The organism is Rhizobium binxianense, assembly GCF_028994275.1.
Classification (GTDB): domain Bacteria; phylum Pseudomonadota; class Alphaproteobacteria; order Rhizobiales; family Rhizobiaceae; genus Rhizobium; species Rhizobium binxianense.
In genome coordinates, this window is record NZ_CP118713.1 from 1,715,432 (window position 1) to 1,734,838 (window position 19,407).

The 19,407-nt window shown below is 59.3% G+C and carries 21 protein-coding genes and 1 pseudogene; 12 read left to right on the top strand and 10 right to left on the bottom strand.

The features are described 5' to 3' along the window. Nucleotides 1-20: 20 nt before the first annotated feature. A complete protein-coding gene (locus tag PO860_RS08575) occupies nucleotides 21-758 on the bottom strand; it encodes a hypothetical protein (protein ID WP_275038245.1) in 738 nt (245 codons plus the stop codon). 980 nt (nucleotides 759-1,738) lie between these two features. Here PO860_RS08575 and PO860_RS08585 point away from each other — a divergent pair. Continuing rightward, nucleotides 1,739-2,032 (top strand): DUF982 domain-containing protein, encoded by a 294-nt coding sequence (locus PO860_RS08585; protein WP_183607416.1) that lies wholly within the window; start codon nucleotides 1,739-1,741, stop codon nucleotides 2,030-2,032. Nucleotides 2,033-2,170: 138 nt separating this feature from the next. Here PO860_RS08585 and PO860_RS08590 read toward each other — a convergent pair whose 3' ends face one another. Further along, a complete protein-coding gene (locus PO860_RS08590) occupies nucleotides 2,171-2,998 on the bottom strand; it encodes a nickel-binding protein (RefSeq protein WP_275038246.1) in 828 nt (275 codons plus the stop codon). Nucleotides 2,999-3,431: 433 nt separating this feature from the next. Between PO860_RS08590 and PO860_RS08595 the strand changes: the two genes are divergently transcribed. From PO860_RS08595 to PO860_RS08605, 3 genes are all read left to right on the top strand, one after another. Then, nucleotides 3,432-3,689, top strand: coding sequence for a DUF982 domain-containing protein (locus PO860_RS08595; protein WP_097618796.1), 258 nt, complete (start codon nucleotides 3,432-3,434; stop codon nucleotides 3,687-3,689). Between the two features lie 123 nt (nucleotides 3,690-3,812). Continuing rightward, nucleotides 3,813-3,983 carry a hypothetical protein gene (locus PO860_RS08600; protein WP_162039352.1) on the top strand — a complete coding sequence of 57 codons (171 nt, stop codon included), beginning with the start codon at nucleotides 3,813-3,815 and terminating at the stop codon, nucleotides 3,981-3,983. Next, nucleotides 3,983-4,219: a hypothetical protein gene (locus PO860_RS08605; protein ID WP_273885017.1), complete on the top strand. Its 237-nt coding sequence runs from the start codon at nucleotides 3,983-3,985 to the stop codon at nucleotides 4,217-4,219. The genes PO860_RS08600 and PO860_RS08605 overlap by 1 nt, the downstream gene beginning before the upstream one ends. A gap of 65 nt (nucleotides 4,220-4,284) precedes the next feature. Here PO860_RS08605 and PO860_RS22345 read toward each other — a convergent pair whose 3' ends face one another. Continuing rightward, nucleotides 4,285-4,404 (bottom strand): hypothetical protein, encoded by a 120-nt coding sequence (locus PO860_RS22345; RefSeq protein WP_489676584.1) that lies wholly within the window; start codon nucleotides 4,402-4,404, stop codon nucleotides 4,285-4,287. Nucleotides 4,405-4,436: 32 nt separating this feature from the next. Beyond that, a pseudogene (locus tag PO860_RS08610) lies at nucleotides 4,437-4,913 on the bottom strand (FAD-dependent monooxygenase); the annotation flags it as partial. On the opposite strand from PO860_RS08610, the gene PO860_RS08615 reads away from it, so the two are divergent. Further along, nucleotides 4,840-5,349 carry a MarR family winged helix-turn-helix transcriptional regulator gene (locus PO860_RS08615; RefSeq protein WP_489676585.1) on the top strand — a complete coding sequence of 170 codons (510 nt, stop codon included), beginning with the start codon at nucleotides 4,840-4,842 and terminating at the stop codon, nucleotides 5,347-5,349. The pseudogene PO860_RS08610 and the gene PO860_RS08615 overlap by 74 nt on opposite strands. A 111-nt stretch (nucleotides 5,350-5,460) precedes the next feature. Beyond that, complete coding sequence (locus PO860_RS08620) at nucleotides 5,461-5,937, top strand: DUF2938 domain-containing protein (protein WP_273885015.1); 477 nt, start codon at nucleotides 5,461-5,463, stop codon at nucleotides 5,935-5,937. Nucleotides 5,938-6,201: 264 nt separating this feature from the next. On the opposite strand, the gene PO860_RS08625 is transcribed toward PO860_RS08620, so the two are convergent. From PO860_RS08625 to PO860_RS08635, 3 genes are read right to left on the bottom strand one after another with little or no spacing between them, the layout of a single operon-like run. Next, nucleotides 6,202-6,843 (bottom strand): ThuA domain-containing protein, encoded by a 642-nt coding sequence (locus PO860_RS08625; RefSeq protein ID WP_273885014.1) that lies wholly within the window; start codon nucleotides 6,841-6,843, stop codon nucleotides 6,202-6,204. Nucleotides 6,844-6,861: 18 nt separating this feature from the next. Further along, nucleotides 6,862-7,962 (bottom strand): Gfo/Idh/MocA family protein, encoded by a 1,101-nt coding sequence (locus PO860_RS08630; protein WP_273885013.1) that lies wholly within the window; start codon nucleotides 7,960-7,962, stop codon nucleotides 6,862-6,864. A 34-nt stretch (nucleotides 7,963-7,996) separates the two neighbouring features. After that, nucleotides 7,997-9,196, bottom strand: a complete 1,200-nt coding sequence (locus PO860_RS08635; protein WP_183607409.1) for an ROK family transcriptional regulator — start codon at nucleotides 9,194-9,196, stop codon at nucleotides 7,997-7,999. 202 nt (nucleotides 9,197-9,398) lie between these two features. Between PO860_RS08635 and PO860_RS08640 the strand changes: the two genes are divergently transcribed. The 4 genes from PO860_RS08640 to PO860_RS08655 all read left to right on the top strand — a co-directional run bounded on the left by PO860_RS08640 (nucleotide 9,399) and on the right by PO860_RS08655 (nucleotide 13,661). Continuing rightward, nucleotides 9,399-10,703 carry an ABC transporter substrate-binding protein gene (locus PO860_RS08640; RefSeq protein WP_273885012.1) on the top strand — a complete coding sequence of 435 codons (1,305 nt, stop codon included), beginning with the start codon at nucleotides 9,399-9,401 and terminating at the stop codon, nucleotides 10,701-10,703. A gap of 82 nt (nucleotides 10,704-10,785) precedes the next feature. Then, nucleotides 10,786-11,724, top strand: coding sequence for a carbohydrate ABC transporter permease (locus PO860_RS08645; RefSeq protein ID WP_272782623.1), 939 nt, complete (start codon nucleotides 10,786-10,788; stop codon nucleotides 11,722-11,724). Next, on the top strand, nucleotides 11,717-12,565 hold the full coding sequence (locus PO860_RS08650) for a carbohydrate ABC transporter permease (protein ID WP_018445420.1): 849 nt from the start codon (nucleotides 11,717-11,719) through the stop codon (nucleotides 12,563-12,565). Before PO860_RS08645 ends, PO860_RS08650 begins: the two co-directional genes overlap by 8 nt. 22 nt (nucleotides 12,566-12,587) lie before the next feature. Further along, entirely contained in the window at nucleotides 12,588-13,661 is a 1,074-nt protein-coding gene (locus PO860_RS08655; RefSeq protein WP_272782622.1) for an ABC transporter ATP-binding protein, read from the top strand. Nucleotides 13,662-13,676: 15 nt separating this feature from the next. On the opposite strand, the gene PO860_RS08660 is transcribed toward PO860_RS08655, so the two are convergent. The 3 genes from PO860_RS08660 to PO860_RS08670 form a co-directional block, all read right to left on the bottom strand. Beyond that, nucleotides 13,677-14,468, bottom strand: coding sequence for an SDR family NAD(P)-dependent oxidoreductase (locus PO860_RS08660; protein WP_272782621.1), 792 nt, complete (start codon nucleotides 14,466-14,468; stop codon nucleotides 13,677-13,679). A gap of 201 nt (nucleotides 14,469-14,669) precedes the next feature. Then, entirely contained in the window at nucleotides 14,670-15,296 is a 627-nt protein-coding gene (locus tag PO860_RS08665; RefSeq protein ID WP_273885011.1) for a pyridoxamine 5'-phosphate oxidase family protein, read from the bottom strand. A gap of 98 nt (nucleotides 15,297-15,394) precedes the next feature. Beyond that, nucleotides 15,395-16,369 (bottom strand): alpha/beta fold hydrolase, encoded by a 975-nt coding sequence (locus PO860_RS08670; RefSeq protein ID WP_273885010.1) that lies wholly within the window; start codon nucleotides 16,367-16,369, stop codon nucleotides 15,395-15,397. Between the two features lie 439 nt (nucleotides 16,370-16,808). On the opposite strand from PO860_RS08670, the gene PO860_RS08675 reads away from it, so the two are divergent. Both PO860_RS08675 and PO860_RS08680 read left to right on the top strand, forming a co-directional pair. Next, nucleotides 16,809-18,719 carry a PAS domain-containing sensor histidine kinase gene (locus tag PO860_RS08675; protein WP_273885009.1) on the top strand — a complete coding sequence of 637 codons (1,911 nt, stop codon included), beginning with the start codon at nucleotides 16,809-16,811 and terminating at the stop codon, nucleotides 18,717-18,719. Further along, the gene (locus PO860_RS08680; RefSeq protein ID WP_273885008.1) at nucleotides 18,709-19,332 is read left to right on the top strand and encodes a response regulator transcription factor; all 624 of its coding nucleotides are present in this window, start codon (nucleotides 18,709-18,711) and stop codon (nucleotides 19,330-19,332) included. Before PO860_RS08675 ends, PO860_RS08680 begins: the two co-directional genes overlap by 11 nt. Nucleotides 19,333-19,407: the final 75 nt, after the last annotated feature.

The window sequence follows — 19,407 nt, forward strand, 5'->3', positions numbered from 1 at the left end:
GAAAGGTCGCGACGCGCGTCTTAGGCGGCAAGCGAAATCGAACCGCACTCGGCTGTCGTCTCGGCCTCCGGCATCGGTTTGCCGCGGCGTTCCCAAGTCCGGCGGCTGATGCCGAATGCCTCCCATGGGCGCACCTGGCTGAAGGAGTTGGCGAGATAGTCGGCTCTGGAAATCCCGCCTGCGGCGCGGCGTTGCTCTTCTTTCCGGCTTCGGTCCCGCTGCCGCCGCTTTTCCTTTTGGAGCTTTGCTCTTTTCCGTTTCGGCACATCGAAGGCACCGATCGTGCGGATATCGAGGGCGCACCGCTCAGCGTAGCTCAAATGCAGGGCGTGACCGAGCGCGTCGGCGGACAAGGGAGAAAAACGCACCTTCGTCCGCTCGTAGATGACTTCCTCTATGCAGGCTTTGCCGGCCCATGGGAGCCATCGCCCCGACCAGCCGAGAACCACCTCGGCAAACTCTTGCCGGAACTCGACAAACGCGAGGCCGGCGATCACCTCGACATAGATCAATGCGTCATCGGCCTCGGGCACGATCGCTCCGTGACGATGCCTGATCAGTCTTTCGATCTCGCGCATCCGACCGTGGAAATGGTTCCAACGGCCACCCCGCGCGCGGCGCTGAACGGCCTTATAACCCAGCAGGCAGTCGCCGAGCTTGATCGCCGTAAGATCCCGCGCCAGACCAGCCGGTTGCTCCGCTTTCGAAGCTCGTTTCTCCGATTGAGCCGCTTCATCTGCGCCAACAAGGCGATCCATCGATTTCCCCTGCGATCTGCCCTGAAAGGTCGAAACACCGGATCGTACACGAAGACCGAGGGGGTGATCATCCACTCTTGATGCTGTTCACACGCCATTCTATGGATGCGGAAGAGGCGGCGGTCGAGCAGGATTCGACCCCGACGCTACATTTGTAAATACCAGAGCATTGCAGCTACACTCGGCGGATCGCCGAGCGGAGAAGGCGCGGTTGACCGCCATATTGACGTTCGCGTCTGCAATCAGCGGAAGCCGAAGAAGCTCAAGATCGCGAGCACAATAACGACAGCGCCGACAAGCCAGATCAAATTGTTCATGGGAACCGTTCTCCTGTTCGAGTTGAGTCATCCGCGACCCAATGACTTAACTGCGGCGCAGGGCTTGCGGTTCCCGACCAATCGATCGCAGCAGCGCGCCTCTCGCGAATCCGGCTCCGCGCAATGCGCGGTTCTGCAGCCGCTTTAGATCATCTCTTGTCTTTCAGTAGCTGCAGGAGCGAGCATTACCGGGTCTGAATCCACCCGCGCATGCCGGATTGATCGAGCTATTCCGTTGATACTGAAAATCCTCGTTGTTGTGGCTCACGGGCGATGTGCAGGAAGAGGCAATCGCTGCCACAGCAAGCAGCGCCCCGGCAGCTGCAAATGTGAGAAATCGGTTCATGTAAGCCTCTCCTTACGAGTTTGGCGTGGTCAAAATCCGCATGCCATCGCAAGCCTGATACGACAACTGTCGACACGCTTGATCACGCGCACTTGATCCGAAACATTCCTGTGATTGATCAACCAATCTGAATTCGTGATGTGTCGAACCGCATCGATGATCAGATACGCTTTATTGTAATCGAATTGGGCTATTCCGTCGTTATGGAAAGTAGTTTTAACTGCGTCGGGAGCTGGGGTTGGCCGATTTTGTCTTGAAATTATCACGTTTTTTCAGTAAATTTATAGCATAAAAAGTAATATAAATGGGAGGATACTATGACTGAAACTCGGTTTGATCCGGTTTTGCTTCATCGCAACCATTTCGTCGCTGAAATCACGTGTCTCGACGAAATTTTCGATTTTCTGGATGAGTGGCCGGAGGACAAACGAGGTTTGGCATATGACACCCTGTTGAGGGCGTGCCGGGATGCGGCCAATGGCCGTTTCCCGCTGAGTGCTGCGCGCGAGAATTTCCGGCGCTTTCTGAAGATGTCGGGCGTGCTGGCAAAGGTCGAGGGCGCCCCCAAATTCGAGCAGCTGATGGGCGATCGAAATATTGGCAATGCTTGATAGGATAGGATAGCCGAGAGCGCGCCGTCACATCATGTGCGGCGCGTTCTGGTTTCGATATCGGCTGCCTTCCGCGCGCCGATCTCTTCGCCACAAAAAAGCGCGAAAAACCGCAGATGGCGATCCTCTCGACACATCTCAGGCAGGGCGGCCATTCATCCAGTCGCATCGGAAGACCAGCATAGGCTTCGAAAAGCCCTTGAGGCGTCGGCGTGAGGCGTGACCGAAGAGATCGGCGGCGCCATATTCCCGAAAGATATTCTCCGAGACGAGGATCTGGTCGCTGGCGGCTGCCGCGCAGAGACGTGCCGCAAGCTGCACGGTCGAGCCGAAGAGGTCGTTGCTGTCCTCGACGGGCTCGCCGCAATCCAGCCCGACGCGGACATGGATCGGCTCGGTGTTTCCACCGTTGTAATGCTCGAATTCCTGCTGGATCCTCATGGCGCATTTGACGGCGGCCGCTGTTGCGGAAAAGGCGGCCATGATGCCGTCGCCGGTGTGCTTCACTTCCCGGCCTGACGTCTGGCCGAGGCATCGGCGCACGATCGCGTCATGGGCCCGCACCATTTCGGTTCCGATGCGGTCGCCGAGCCGCGCTGTCATCTCGGTCGACCCAACGATGTCGGTAAAGAGGATTGCCCGGTGACCGGGATCCACGTCGGCGGTGGATTGGCCCGGCGCCGGCTCGGGATCATGAATTCGGCCGAGAAAAGCCTCGACCGCAGACAACGCGACCTCGACAATCTCGCCGGCGACGAAGCCGTGTGCCTCGCGATGCACGCATTGGGCGGTTTCCATGTCAGGCGCATCCACGAGACAGAAGGCGGTCCCGCGCCGCTGATCGAACCAATAGGTGAGAAACTTGACGCCGTAGCGATCCTGAATGTCGAGGTCCATGCGATGTGCCCGGGCAACGTCGGCTGCCGACGTTCCCTCGAGAAAGTGCCGATCCATGAAGATAGGCATCGCGCGTCCTCCCAGAAATCCGTCACGTGCAAGAACTGGCATTGTACGATCCGGATGCGGCTCCGTCCACCTTTGGGGCAATTAAGAAGTGCTTATTAGGCCCGTTGCATTGAGGATATCCTACGCGTTGCTGTAAATCCTATAGAATACGAAAGGAATGGTTGCGTTTTAATCAGTGTGATTTGCGTGAAAGCCCGATATTTACCATAATCGGCCGTTTAAAGACTGGTCATGGGGTTTTCCTGGCTGTTCCGCTTCCGGCGCTCCGCGGTTTCAAGCGCCTGGGAATCCGGAGGGATGAAGAGCTACGTCTGTTATGGTCATTCTCAGCCAAAGATCAAAGCCGCACGCCGGCAGGGAAGGTGGCCCGCCAAAGGCACGAAAATTGCATCGCACCCCATAAGCCCACCAAAACTGGAAAAGCTGTAGCAAAGTGAGACAGACGGCAAACTTTCGACCGGTTGGCTTGGCCTCAATGGGGCTTGGCCACTATGCTGTCATTAACTCTGTATGGGATGCCGCGCGCACGCTGCTGCACGACTGGCCGGTCGACGACGGCGAAGAATATTTCGAAGCCGTAAAGTCATGCCTGGATGCGATTATCGGCGATCTCCAGCCGGATGAGGTGCGGGCATCCTTCATCAGAGCCGCACAGGAAGCCGGCATCGCCGTCATCGAAGCTGCGGATTGAACGCCCCGCTCTGTTCGACGCAAGCTCCGGTTTGACCGTCCATCCCGAACAGTTGATCGTTCTATCTTGACATTTCCGGCCGGCGTTCTAAATTAGAACAAAACAGGAACATTGGAGATGGTCATGACGCATACGGAACAGGTGATCGCCAACGCCCTAGCCCTTGTCGAAGCGTCTCGTGCAGCGCGCGAGCGGGATCAGCAGCGGCGTGCCGCCTGGCAGAGAAAGGTCGAACTCAGCCGGCCGCTGCCGCCCTTGCCGCGTCCGGTTCAATTGCCATTGGCGCTGAACTGATGCAGCCCGCAAAAAACCTGCAACCCGACCCGGCTTGGCCCGATCAAGCGTGGCCCGATCAAGCATGGGAAGTCGAAGCCGTGCTGGCCTGGCATGACGACAATGCCAAGGCGACGATCCGCTCGCTGCTTGATGACTGCAAACATCTCCGCCAGCAACTCGCGTTGGCGGAAAGCATGATGAGCCGCGGGATGGCCCGCGGTTGGACGCCACGATACGAGCGTGACGCCCTTTGAACCCGGCGCCCTCGGAAGCACGCAGCTCTGGATGCTGATCGGGATTTCGGGAGCCGGCAAGGATGTCAGCCACCTGCCGCCTTTGCCGCCGGACCGAGGCCGACATTGGCGAAATAGGCCTCCAGCGCCGAAGCTTCGCCGGAGGCGACGATAGCGCCGACATAACCGTCCGGGCGCACCAGCACCCAGTCGCCTGGCGTCAGGGCGTAGGCGTCGTCGTTTCTTCGCCGTACGGACCCTTGAGCCGGGCGGTGACCACAGTCTCATCCTGTTCGAAGCCGATGAGTTCGCATCCGAATTCGGGCCGATGCCCAAGTTCGAGCAGGCGCTCGCGCATCACGCCTTCGGTCAGGAACTGCGGCGCCATCAGGGCGAGATGATAGGGTTCGGCAGCCGTCGGTTCCTCATGGGGCACGACGTCGGATTCGGCAAAGCTTCCGTCGACGCGATATTCCCGCTGCCGGGGATAGACGCCGCCGAGCGCGACGATCCGGTCGAGAATGCCGAGATCTTCAAAAACCTCCTGCGTTCGCGGCTGGATCCCCTTGCCGCGGGAGCCGCGGAACGGGTCGTTCAATTTTTCGATCAGGCGAAAGGATACGCCGCGCCGCGCCAGCTCGATCGCCAGCGTCACACATATAAGCGAAAAATTGCGCGAACTGCATGGGGCTTTGATCGAGATCCTCAGCGTCATGAACCGCCCGCAGCCCGATGAGCAGATGGTCCGGGAGGCAGGAATTTCGCTTGATCGCGCGCTGTTTCCGCTGCTCGTCACGATAGAACGGCTCGGTCCCATCGGGGTGGTCGAACTCGCCGACCGCGCCGGGCGTGACTACACCACCGTCAGCCGGCAGGTCGCCAAGCTCGAAAGCCTCCATCTGGTCGAGCGCCGGGGCAATATTGCCGACCGCCGCGTGCGCGAGGCGGTCATCAGTCCGAAGGGCAAGGCAATGACCGATCGCATCGAGGTCGCCCGCGAGCGGATGGGCCGCGCCATCTTCGAGAGCTGGGAGGAACATGACTTCAATGAACTCGTGCGGCTCATGCGGAAGTTTGCCGAGGATATCAGCGGCGATATCGGCAAGGGCGCGGGAGAAACTGAGGGCGAGGGCGGACCGCAGGCGGATTAGTCTCTAAATTCCTCCCTGATATGTCGGGTGAATTCGCCGAAGCCATTGCGCCGGCGTGTTTGCAATGGTTTTGTAGCGTCCTGCAATCGCAACGTTTTCCGGTGATTCCCCATGTTCGATATTCTGTGGCGCGGCCTGGTGATCGGCGCCGGCGCAACCATCCTCATGGACCTCTGGGCGATCCTGCTCACCCAGTTCGGCCAGGCGGCGCCCAACTGGGCACCTGTGGGGCGATGGTTCTGGCACCTCCGACGCGGCAAGGTCTTTCACGAGAGCATTGCCGATGCTGAGCCCTATGCCAATGAGCTGGCGCTCGGCTGGATCAGCCATTACGCCGTCGGCATTCTCTATGGACTGATCTTTGCCGTCATCATGGGGCCGGCCTGGCTGGCGGCCCCGACATTTTTTCCCGCCTGGATCTTCGGCATCGTCACCGTCGGGGCAGGGTGGTTCCTGCTGCAGCCGGGCCTTGGGCTCGGCTGGGCCGCCTCCAAACATCCGACCCCGAACAAGGTCCGCTGCTTCAATCTGCTGGCGCATACGGTGTTTGCGCTGGGGCTTTATGGGACGGCGTTGATTATTGGGTGAGCGCGGGGTCGGCTCGCTCTGAAATTGCCGCCTGCCCCTCACCCTAACCCTCTCCCCGTAAACGGGGCGAGGGGACGTGCCCTGCGAAAAGTTGGCGAGGAACGGGGAGGTCGCGGCATCCCCCTTCGCCCCGCAAGCGGGGGTCCGAAGGACGGGTCGAGACCCGTCGCTCGACCCCGGTCGGTGCCGGCAGGCGGATGAGGGGCAACCCTTGCCAGAGGGCTCCATGTCTTGGCCCCTGGCATCCGCCTCAACAGCCTAACCCTACCGCGCCGCCCAGTTGGCGCCGCGGCGGAAGATGGTTTTCATCTGGGGAACCTCGAATTCCTTGGCCTGATGGCCGAGTGAGGAATAGAAGACGCGGCCCTTGCCGTATTTGCGTTTCCAGACGACCGGCATGACGACGCCGTCGATCCAGTAGGCATGATCGCCGGTGAATTTCGTCGTTGCCAGAACCTCGTTCGAGGGGTCGACATGCATGTAATATTGCTCTGACGTATAGGGGAAATCGGCAATCCCTTCCACGAGGGGGTCATTGGGCCGGGTGATATTGACGGTATAGTCGATGATGTTGCCGGGGTGAGCCACCCACTGGCCGCCGATGATGAACTGGTAGTCGACGGAATCGCGGAAGGCATCGCCGGCACCGCCGTGATAGCCGGCGATGCCGACGCCGCTTTCGATCGCGGCGGCGAGGTTCTTGACCTCCTCCTTCTCGATCTTCGACATCGTCATGATCGGCACGACGAGGCTGAGATCGTGGACGGAAGGGTCGGCAAGCGCCTCGGTGCCGTGTTCGAGATAGACCTTGAAACCGTCTTCCTCAAGCATGCTCTTGATGATTTCGGCGCATTCCTGCGGCTCGTGGCCGCTCCAGCCGCCCCAGACGATCAGTGCTTCACGCATAGTCTTTCCTCCTGAAATTTATTTCGCCAGCCGTCCGTCGACGATGGAATCGGACAAGGGGGCAGGGCGCTCCGTTGCCGTGCTGATCGTGACCGTTCGGCCGGTTGCGGCCGCGGTGTGGAAGGCTTCCATGACTTCGAGCACATGCAGTGCCAGATCGCCATTGGCGCGGTGCGGCCGGTTGGAGCGGATCGCATGCGCCATGTCGGCGACGCCGAGCGAGCGATAATTGCCGTCGGCATAGGGTGCCGTCACCGGCTGGTCCTCGAACGAACCGCCCTTCTTCAGATATTCCACCGGGCCGGCGAATTTGTTCGGATCGGGCACAATAAGCGTGCCCTCGGTTCCGTAGACTTCCAGCGGCACATGCTTGTGGCCGGCGACATCGAAGCTCATGGCGATCTGGACGACCGCGCCGTTGGCAAATGCCATCATGCCGGCAACATGGGTCGGCACATGCACCGGAATGCGCTCGCCATGACGCGGCTCGCTGGTAACAAGCCGTTCCGATCGCGGCGTCGTCGCAAAGCCGGCAACTTGCGAAACCGGTCCGAGAAGATTGACGAGATCGGTGATATAATAGGGGCCCATATCGAGCATCGGCCCACCGCCGACTTCGTAGTAGAAGGCCGGGTTCGGATGCCAGCGCTCATGGCCGGGGCACATGAAGGTCGCCGTGCCGCCGACCGGCTGGCCGATGACGCCCTGGTCGATCAAGGCGCGGGCCGTCTGGTGGCCGCCGCCGAGGAAAGTGTCGGGGGCAGCGCCGATGCGCAGATTCCTCGCCTTGGCGACCTCCGCCAATTTTTTCCCTTCCGCGAAATTAATCCCCAGCGGCTTTTCCGAATAGGTGTGTTTGCCGGCTTCGAGCGCCTGCAGCGCCACTGCGACATGCGCCTTCGGGATCGTCAGATTGACGATGATTTCGACCTTGGGGTCGGCGAAAAGCTCCTCGACGGATTTAACCGGAACGTTGAATTCGGCGGCCTTTGCCTCTGCCAGCTCCCGATTGAGGTCGGCGACGCCGCGGATGTCGAGAATGGGGAAGGATGCCATCGCGGTGAGATAGGCGCCCGAAATATTGCCGCATCCGATGATGCCGATACCGACTTTGTCCATGAATTCCTCCATTAAATCTTGATTGTGCCGCCCGTCAGAGCGCCGGCCCTGTCGTGCTCCAGGGCGATTCGTAGAGTTCGTATAGCGCCACCGCAGCCGCACCTTGGGCCCAGAAATCATCGCTGGAATCGTCGAAGACGAGTTCGCTCACCCCGCGCAACGACGGCGGAATCGCGAGCGCATAGGCATCACGCAGGCTGTTCAAAAAGGGTTCGCCGAGCGCCAGGCTCGAGCCCACAAGAATGACCCGCGGCGGCGCAAACAGCGTGACGATATTGGCGATGGTCAAGCCGACGGCTTCGCCGGCGCGGATGGCGGCACCGATCAGCCGATCGTCATCGGCCTTGATCAGCGCCTGGGCATGGGTCATGCCGCGGCCGAGCCGGATCGCCTCGGCAAAACGCCCGTCGGCCTGCTGTTCGCCGAGGATGGCGCTTTCGCCGGCCTGGCTGAAAAGCCGGACGACGCCATTCGGTCCCATGCCGAGCACGAGATCGCCGAGATTGTGGCTGAGGCCGCCGGCGCCGCGAAACAGGCTGTTGCCGTGCAGGACGCCGAGCCCCAGCGTCTGTTCCAGCGAAATCAGCACCATATCCTCGAGATCGCGGGCTTTGCCGAACCAGTGATGGCCGAGCGTGATGGCATGGGCGTCGCTTTCGACAATGGTCGGCGTTGCCAGCCGCGCCGACATCTCGGCGGCGAAGTCGACATTGGTGTCGCGAAAGATCGGGCTGCTTCTGATATAGCCGGTGCGGTGCTCGATAACGCCGGGAAAGCCGAGGCAGACACTGTCGACATCCTCCAATGACAGCCCGGCATCGACGACGCAGCGCCTCACTCCATCCTCGACCAGATCGGCGATGACGCCGATCGGCTGCCGGTCGATGCGGATCGGCAGGGCGAGCTTCGACAGCACGTCGCCGCGGAAATTGGTGACGACGAAGACCATCCTGTTGGCAGCGATCTTGGCGCCCACCACGCGGGCCGCATCAGGATTGAGCTCCAGCATCACCCGCGGCCTGCCACGCACCGCCTCGTTGCGGATATCGCCTTCGTGACGCGGCAGGATCAATCCGTCGTCGAGCAGCGAGGCGGTGATGGCGGAAACGGTCGTGGTGGAGAGTTCGGTGCGCTCGCTGATCTCGATGCGCGAGATCGGACCATGGCGCCGGATGGTATCGAGCACGGTCAAGCGATTGATCGCGCGCATTAATTCTGGATCTGCGGTCTTCATTGGGTCTAGCCAGGCGATCGTTTCGTTGGTGCGGAACCCAAATATTTTTAACGGGTTACGAAATAAATAGCGGGCAATTCGGCGGCTCTGTCAAGCGCGTTTGATAAAAATAGCGGCATTGGGTTGACATTGGGTCGAAGCTCCGTTGAATTAATCCGCATAGGGGAAAAATTGTGAGGATAGCCCCCTGGGAGGAAAAATCATGAATTTTATGAAGAAGAGCGCCGCTCTCGGCGGCCGGCATATCCTATCCATGGCCGTGGCAGCCGGGATGCTTCTGGCCGGGGCAGGTGCCGCCTCGGCGACGACGGTGGTCAAGTGGCTGCATCTCGAGCTCGACCCGAAATATGTCGCGGCCTGGGAAGACATCGTCAAGAAATACGAAGCCCAGCATCCCGACGTCGACATCCAGATGCAGTTTCTGGAAAACGAGGCCTTCAAGGCCAAGCTGCCGACCTTGCTGCAGTCCGACGACGTGCCGGATTTCTTCTTCAGCTGGGGCGGCGGCGTCCTGAAGCAGCAGTCCGAAACCGGCGCGCTCCAGGATGTGACGCCGGCGCTCGATGCCGATGGCGGCAAGTTGCGCAGCGCCTATAGCCCGGCGTCGGTCAGTGGCCTGACATTCGATGGCAAGACCTGGGCCATTCCCTACAAGGTCGGCCTGGTCAGCTTCTTCTACAACAAGGAACTGTTTGCCAAGGCCGGTGTGAAGGCCGAGGACATCAAGAACTGGGCTGACTTTCTCGCCACGGTGAAGAAGATCAAGGCTGCCGGCATCGTGCCGATCGCCGGCGGCGGCGGTGAAAAATGGCCGATCCACTTCTACTGGAGCTATCTCGTCATGCGCGAAGGCGGCCAGAAGGTCTTCGAAGCAGCAAAGACCGGCCAGGGCGAAGGTTTCCTCGATCCGGCGATCATCAAGGCCGGCGACGACCTCGCCGAACTCGGAAAGCTCGAACCGTTCCAGCCCGGCTATCTCGGCTCGACCTGGCCGCAGGCGCTCGGCGTTTTCGGTGACGGCAAGGCTGCAATCATCCTCGGCTTTGAAAATACCGAAGCCAACCAGCGCAAGAATGCCGGTGACGGCAAGGGCCTCGCACCCGACAATATCGGCCGTTTCGCCTTCCCGGCGGTCGATGGCGGCGCCGGTAAGCCGACCGATACGCTCGGCGGTCTGAACGGCTGGGCCGTCACCAAGAAGGCCTCCAAGGAAGCGATCGATTTCCTCGCTTTCCTGACGAGTGCAGACAACGAGCGGGCGATGGCCAAGGCCGGGATGCTGCTGCCGGTTGCCGTCGGCGCCGGTGACGGCGTCACCAACCCGCTGCTTGCCGAATCGGCAAAACAGCTTGCCGCCTCGACCTGGCATCAGAACTATTTCGACCAGGATCTGGGTGCTGCGGTCGGCCGCGTCGTCAACGACGTGTCGGTGGAAATCGTCTCCGGTCAGATGAAGTCCAAGGACGGCGCCCAGATGATCCAGGACGCTTTCGAGCTGGAACAATAACCAGCGCCTGCCGACCCCTCCCGGCGCTCTTGCTGAAAGCGGGCGCCGGGATTGCTGCCGACGAGATGCGAAAGCAGGAACCATGGCCAATATCTCAGTCCCATCGATACCGACGGTCGCAAGGCCGGCAAGAAAAGTCGCCAACAGCAGAAGCTCGGTCGCGCATGACCGGCTGACTGTGCTGTTGCTTTTCCTGCCGCCGGCGCTGCTGCTTTTCACCCTCTTCGTCATCATGCCGATGGGCGAGGCGGCCTGGTACAGCCTCTACAAGTGGAACGGCTACGGCACGCCGACCGAGTTCATTGCGCTGCGCAATTTCCAGGTTCTGTTCCGAAATGCGGCCTTCACGCAGGCACTGGTCAATAACGGCCTGATCATCGTCATCTCGATCTGCATCCAGGTGCCGCTCGCCATCTGGCTGGCGACCATGCTGGCGCACCGCATTCCGGGTGTCGTCGGCTACCGGCTGATTTTCTTCCTGCCCTATGTGCTGGCGGACGTTGCCGCCGGCCTGATCTGGCGCTTCGTCTACGATGGCGATTACGGCCTGTTTGCCGCCGTTTCCAACTTCTTCGGCTTCGCCAACCCTTATGTGCTCGCCGACAAGGACGTGGCGATCTATGCCGTGCTTGGCGTGATCGTCTGGAAATATTTCGGCTTCCACATGATGCTGTTCATCGCCGGCCTGCAATCGGTCGACAAAAGCGTGCTGGAGGCCGCCGAAATCGACGGCGCCACCGGCTGGCAGAAGTTCCGTTACGTCACGCTGCCGCTGCTCGGCTCGACCTTGCGTCTTTCCATCTTCTTTGCCGTCGTCGGCTCGCTGCAGCTCTTCGACATGATCATGCCGCTGACGGGCGGCGGGCCGTCCAACTCCACCCAGACGATGGTCACCTTCCTCTATACCTATGGCGTCATGCGCATGCAGGTCGGCCTCGGCAGCGCCGTCGGCGTCGTGCTCTTCATCATCTGCGTGACGCTCGCCTTCGGTTACAAAAGGATATTCATGCGCCATGACTGATATGAGCTCTTCCATCCGCATGAGCACGTCCACGCGCATCTATCTCTACGTGTCGCTGAGCCTGATTGCCGCAATCGTGCTCGTGCCGTTGCTGACGACGGCGCTCGGCGGCTTCAAGACGCTGGGCGACCTGCGCACCAATCCCTTCGGCCTGCCGACGGAGTGGCAATGGGCGAACTATACCGACATCCTCTTCGGTGAACGCTACTGGCTGCAGATCGGCAATTCGCTTGTGATCGCGTCGCTCACCGTCCTCCTGACGCTGATCGTCTCGTCGATGGCGGCTTTCGCCTTTGCCCATGTCCGTTTCTTCGGATCGTCGTTCCTGCTCAATTATTTCCTGCTCGGCCTGATGTTTCCGGCGGCGACCGCGATCCTGCCGCTGTTCATCCGCATCCGCGATCTCGGCCTGCTCGATACCTATTGGGGCGTGGTGCTGCCGCAGGTGGCCTTCGGCCTCGGCATGAGCATCCTGCTGTTTCGAAACTATTTCCGCAACCTTCCGGAAGAATTGTTTCAGGCGGCTTTCGTCGATGGCTGCGGTTATCTCCGTTTCTTCTGGCACATCTCGCTGCCGCTTTCCCGCCCGATCGTCGCCACCGTCAGCATCATCTCCTTCGTCGGCAGCTGGAACAGCTACATCCTGCCGCTGATCATGCTGAACTCGGAATCGAAATATCCCTGGCCGCTCGGCATCATGGTCTATCGCGGCGAATACGGCACGGAATGGCAGCTGGTGCTGGCCTTCATCACGCTGACCATCCTTCCCACCATCATCGTCTTTTTCGTCGCCCAGAGACACATCATCGCCGGTCTGACCGCCGGCGCCGTGAAGTCCTGAGCCGAACCGTTGGAGTGCACTCATGGCATCCGTTGAACTCACCGATATCAGCAAGACCTATGGCGCCGTCGACGTCATCCATGGCATTTCGCTTCATATTGAGGATGGCGAATTCGTCGCGCTCGTCGGCCCGTCCGGTTGCGGAAAATCGACGCTGCTCAGAATGATCGCCGGCCTCGAGGAGATCACCGATGGCGAGATCGCCATCGGCGGCAAGGTCGTCAACAGCATGACGCCGCGCGAACGCAACATCGCCATGGTCTTCCAATCCTATGCGCTCTATCCGCACATGACCGTGGCTGAAAACATGGGCTTCAATCTGAAGCTCGCCGGCGTTGCCAAACCTCAGATCGAGCTCCGCGTTGCCGAAGCGGCGCGCATGCTGGATCTCGCCCAACTCCTCGACCGCAAGCCGGCCCAGCTTTCCGGCGGCCAGCGCCAGCGCGTCGCCATGGGCCGCGCCGTCGTGCGCAATCCCGCCGTCTTCCTGTTCGACGAGCCGCTCTCCAACCTCGATGCCAAGCTGCGCGTGCAGATGCGCTCGGAAATCAAGACGCTGCACCAGAAGGTCAGGACGACCTCGATCTATGTCACCCATGACCAGATCGAGGCGATGACGCTTGCCGATCGTATCGTCGTCCTCAATCAGGGCAGGGTGGAGCAGCAGGGCACGCCGCTCGAACTCTACAAGAAACCGGCCAATCTCTTCGTCGCCGCCTTCATCGGATCGCCAGCGATGAACATGCTCGAAGGCACGGTCGACGGCGAAAATGGTGGGCCTGCTGCTCGTCTCAGCGATGGCACGGCGATCCGCATCGCGCCCGACCGCAAGGTCAAGCCCGGCCAGGCCATCACCATCGGCCTGCGCCCCGAACATCTCGTTCCCGGCATATCAGGCGGCACGCCGCTTGCCGGCCGGACGATGCTGGTGGAACCGACCGGCGCCCAGACCCATGTGGTCTTCGATCTTGCCGGCCAGCAGGTGACCGCCATCGTCGACGGCGAATATCCCGCCCGCTACGGCGCGGTGTTCGAGGCAAGTATTACGAGTGATCAGGTGCACGTCTTCGACCGCGGTACCGGTGTGGCGCTCTAGCAGGCGAGGATCACCTCAGAGCGTGTCGATCAGTCCTCCGTCCACGCGCATGGAAGCCCCGGTCGTCGCGGATGCCAAAGGCGACGCCAGATAGGTTACGAGGTTGGCGATTTCCTCGACGCTTGCAGCTCGCTGGATGATCGAACTGCCACGATGCTTCTTGACGAAGTCCGCCGCGACCTCCTCGATCGGTTTGCCTGTCTTCCTACGCTCTTCGGCAAGCATCGCCTCGACGCCTTCGGACAGTGTTGGGCCGGGGAGGACCGAGTTCACGGTAACGCCCGTACCAGCCATGCGCTTGGCGAGCCCGCGGGCAACCGCGATATCGGCGGTCTTGCTGACGCCGTAGTGAATCATCTCCACCGGAATGTTAAAGCCGGATTCCGACGCGATGAAGATGACCCGACCCCAGTCGACGTTCTGCATGCCCGGAAGGTAGGCACGCGAAAGCCTGACGGCCGACATGACGTTTACCTGCCAATGGCGATCCCACACCTCGTCGTTCGCCTCGAAGAAGTCGAGCGGCTGGAAGATGCCCGCATTGTTGATCAGGATATCGACATGAGGAACCTTGGCGACGAGAGCACCACACCCTTCAGCGGTTGCGACATCGGCTGCGACGGCGGCTACGGTGCCCCCGGCACCTTCGCCTTTCAGGCGGTCGGCGGCCTTTGCGGTCTTTTCTTCAGAGCGTCCGTTGATCACCACGTCCGCGCCAGCCCTCGCGAGCTGGCGGGCGATCGCGTAGCCGATGCCTTCGGTAGATCCAGTAATCAGAGCGGTCTTGCCTGCGAGGTCGATCTGCATCTGCTGCTCCTTCTGAGGTTGCATCAGAGAACGTATGACCTGGCGGTCGGTCTCGCAACAGCCCGTTTCTTTATCCAATCGTGTGTCTGTTGAGGAGCGGTGGCAGCGTTCATTTGCAAGTACCAGCCATCCTCGGCAAGCCGAACCTTTTCTGTTGCAGAAGCCCCTGAAAGGGGCGGCAATAGGGTCTTGTGGCGTCCATCATTTTCCTCCCACGGCCTCGAGCCGAGTACGCAATTCTGCATTCTCCGACTCCAATTCGGCCAAGCGTTCCCGCAACGGTGCTACTGCTTTCTCGACCTCGTGTTCGGTGTAACGCGGTGTGATATGTTGAGGGCAGTTCCAATCGAAGGCTTCCAGCCGCAGCCGGAAAATCCGTTCTGCCTTTGCTCGGTAGCCGGCGTCGAAAACAAGGTCGGTCAGTGCCGGGTCGGCATCGAGTGTCAGCTTCTCGACATGCATATATATCTTGAGGCGGGCTCGTCGCGGGTAATCCACCAGAAAGAGACAGGCCCGGTCATTTGCGGCAAAGTTTCCGGTACTGATATATTGGCGGTTGCCCCTGTAGTCGGCAAAAGCCAGCGTTTTCTTGTCGACTATTTTCAGAAAGCCCTTTCGCCCACCGCGATGCTGAACATATGGCCAGCCACTTTCCGACACAGAGGCAATGTAGAAGCTGTCCCGTGCAGAGATGAAAGCCAGTTCGCTGTCGGTGAAGCTGTCGGATTCTCGATGGTGGTCGCCTAACCAAATCTGGTCGGCAGCCATTTCAGCTTGTGCAAGCCGTACATTCGGAGTGATTGCAACTTCCAAAAAATGGTACGGCATGGGGGATCTCCAAATCTGGAATTTAGTAACCGCTGTTCAGCGGTGCGACCTCAGCTTGGTAGAACCTTGGTCGCACCGCCGGCAACCATGCCTGATGGTCACTTCTTTGCGACGTTGCGATCCAGGAAGTCGTTGATTAGCGGAGCAGCGACGTCCAGCTTTTCTTCGAGCAGGAAGTGACCTGAGTTCAGGATATGAATTTCGGCATCCGGAAGATCCGTGAGATAAGGATGAGCGCCGGCCTCAGGAAAGATATAATCGTTCTTGCCCCAGACGATGAGCGAGGGCGGGTTGCGTTCACGAAAGAAACTTTGGAACGCAGGGTAAAGCGGCACGTTGGTGCGATAATCATACAACATATCGAGCTGGATATCCTTGTTGCCTGGCCGGTCCAGAAGAGCCTGGTCGTGAACCCAGTTGTCAGGGCTGATGCGCGACACGTCTTCCATGCCATCGGTATACTGGAACTTGGTCGTTTCGAGCGTGACCAGACCGGAGAGCGCCTCACGGCTCTTCTCTGACCCATCGGACCAGTAGGTCTTGATGGGATCCCAAAATTCCTTCAGCCCTTCATCATAGGCGTTGCCGTTCTGGATGATCAGCGCACTCACCCGTTCCGGATGTTTCAGCGCCAGGCGGTATCCCACCGGTGCACCATAATCCATGACGTACATCGCGTAGCTTTTGACCGCCAAATGATCCAGCAACTGGTCGACGATATCGGCGACCCCGGCAAACGTATAGGCAAATTTGCTACGATCGGGAGATGCACTTTGTCCATAGCCCGGATAGTCCGGCGCGATGACGTGGTATCGGTCTGCAAGGAGCGGGATCAGATTGCGGAACATGTGGGAGGACGTCGGAAAACCATGGAGCAGCAGCACGACCGGAGCGTCGGCCGGACCGGCTTCCCGGTAGAAGATATCGAGGTCCTCGATTTTCGCAGTTCGGTAGTGGATGGGAACCGGAGTTTCGCGGACGCCCGTCGCGGCGTGCGCAGGAAGCGCGCTTGCCATTGTTGCCGCGGTCATGCTGGCGGTCGCCAACATCAGGCACATAATCAAACTACGCATGATAGTCTCCCCATAAGTCGAGATAAAACGAAAATTGGTTTCGAGTGAGGGCTGCTTTGGGCCGTTCAGCCTGAGTAAACGCCGTCGCGATAAACAAGGTCACCGGAGGCTGTGCTCCGGGCCAGGAAATGGCGGTGATGTAGAATTTCAATGCACGTTCGATGTGAAGGCGAGGACGGGCCTGCCGGCGTCGCCATTCATCAAGGGCCTATGTGTAGGAGTAAGCGGGTTTCTAATCGCTCTCAATTGCGATCTAGGTCACGTGCAGCTAGACGATGGCATTGCAACCATAGACCTTCGTATATCGATTTGTCCTTACGCAACGCCTGGAAATCCCGTAACTATTTCCGGCGGACGATTGGCCACCCTTCTCTATTTCCTGACATTGAGTCGGAACTTCTAGGCTCCGGCACGTCTCAAACTCTGAACGGAGAGTGCGGTGGAACGAGAGCCGGAAACCGATCCCATTATTGATCTGATCCCCGCCATGGTGTGGTCCGCAACGTCGGAAGGCATGCTCGATTTTGCCAACCAGCACTTTCTCGAGTTTATCGGAGCGCCACTTGAGGAAATCTCTGGAGTGGGATTCTATAAGCTATTTCATCCCGACGATACGTCACATCTTGCTTCGGAATGGCATGACATCATGGCCTCGAAGCATGCCAGAGAGGTCGTGGGCAGGCTCAGGCGCGCAGATGGCCAATATCGTTGGTGCACGCTTCGGCAGAAGCCGCGGCTCGATGCCGAAGGAACTGTCTTGAGATGGTATGGTGTGGTCCTCGATATCGAAGACCGCAAACAGGCCGAAAACGCATTGAAGGAAACGAAGACCGCACTTGCGGCCAGCGAGCAGAACCTTAGCCTTATCATCAATTCGCTGCCTGTTCTCGTATGGTCAGCGCGACCGGATGGCAGCGCCGATTTTGTCAATAAAAGCTGGCTGGACTATGCAGGCCGTCCTGCTGACCAAATTCTCGACTGGGGCTTCCTGGAGCTTTATCACCCGGACGATATTCCCGGTATGGTGGACATCTGGAAGAGAGACCTTGAGCATTCCGACCACACTGTTTTGAAAGGACGCATTCGCGGAGCAGACGGAAAATACCGTTGGTTTTACTTCTCAGGGCGAAAGCTAGTCGATGCCAACGGCGTCGTTCGTTGGTTCGGTGTCAACATCGATATCGAAGACCTGCAACGTGCGGAGAATGCTCTTCGGGAAAGCGAAGCTGCGCTCAGAGAAAGTGAACACAAGCTCAGTCTTATCATCAACACGATACCCGCCATGGCGTGGTCCTGCACCTCGGACGGCCAGCTTGAATATTTTAATCGAAATTTGATCGATTATGTCGGTCTACCTTTTGAAGAGATTGTCGGCTTCGGCTTTTATCGCATGTTTCATCCTGATGATGTCGAGCCGATGCGTATGGCTTGGGACGATATCGTAGCCTCAAAAAAAAGCCGCCCGGTAGACGCCCGTATCAGACGCGCCGATGGCGAATATCGGTGGTTTAACCTTCGGCAAAGTCCCCTTCTGGATTCAGATGGAAATGTTGTGAGATGGTACGGCGTCGTCGTGGATATCGAGGATCGTAAACGGGCGGAGGAGTCCTTGCGGCAAAGCCAGAGTGACCTCGCGCATGTGACCCGGATGACGGCCACAGGTGAACTTGCCGTTTCGATTGCCCATGAAGTCAACCAGCCGCTGATGGCAATCGTCACGAATGCCGGCACATGTCTGCGCTGGCTGCAACCGGGACATACCGATATCGAACAGGCCCGGCTCGCGGCGGAGAGGATCGTCAAGGATGGTCATCGCGCCGGCGACATCATCGCGAGTATCAGAGCACTGGCTCAGAAGTCACCAGCCCGGATGGAGCAAACTGACTTGAAGGGCGCCTTGCGCGATGTGCTGGATCTTTTGAGAGGGGAACTTCGTCACCGAGAGATCGAACTCGATCTCGATCTTCCGAAATGGTCTCTGGAGGTCATTGGAGATCGAACTCAGCTGCAACAGGTAGTTCTAAACTTGGTCATGAACAGCGCCGAAGCGATGACCGCTGATTCAAGCGAAAGACGTATCAGGATCAGATGCACCGAGGACGAGCAGCGTTTCGTGAGAGTGAGTGTCTCGGACTCGGGGCGCGGTGTGCCTCCCGAAGAGTTGGACCGAGTGTTCGAAGCATTTTACAGCACGAAGGCCGACGGTATCGGGATGGGACTTTCCATATGCCGCTCCATTATTGAAGCCCATGGCGGCCGGATTTCGGCTTCGGCGGCAGACAGTCGGGTTGGTACGGTGTTTACGTTTACATTGCCCATGGCGGAGGTCACAGCCGACTATGATCGATGATCGCAAAAGAGGCCCGCCGACCGTCATCATCATAGATGACGACGAAAGCGTCCGCGAAGCTTTGAGGGGATTGTTCCAATCCGTAGGGCTTGCCACTGAAACCCATGGCTCGGTGCCGGAGTTCCTTTCTGCTGATGATCCAGACGGGGCAGGTTGTATTGTTCTGGATATTCGTCTGCCAGGCCAGAGCGGTCTGGAGTTTCAAGAAGCTCTGGCGAAAAGCCGACATCCAAGGTCGGTGGTGCTGATCAGCGCCCATGTCGATGTCGCGATGGCGGTCCGCGCGATGAAAGCCGGAGCTATTGATGTCCTGACCAAGCCCGTGCGCGAACAGGACTTACTGGAGGCGGTAAACCGCGCTTTGGCGGATGATGAGGCTCGACGCAAAGAGGCTAACCAAACGGCTGGGTTACGCTTGAGGTATTCCAAGCTTACCGAGCGTGAGCGCCAGATCATGGCATTGGTAGTCGCCGGGAAACTGAACAAGCAGATTGCGGCTGAGGTTCAGCTCGCCGAGGCGACCGTAAAGCTTCACCGCGGCCACATGATGCGGAAAATGCGCGCATCGTCAGTGGCAGATTTGGTTAGGATCGCCGGCATTCTGGAGGACTGAAAGCAGCTATTTGGAGAAAATGGGGTTCTATCCGTTGCAAGAGCTGAGGTTCCTACATCGACAGATGTCGATTGG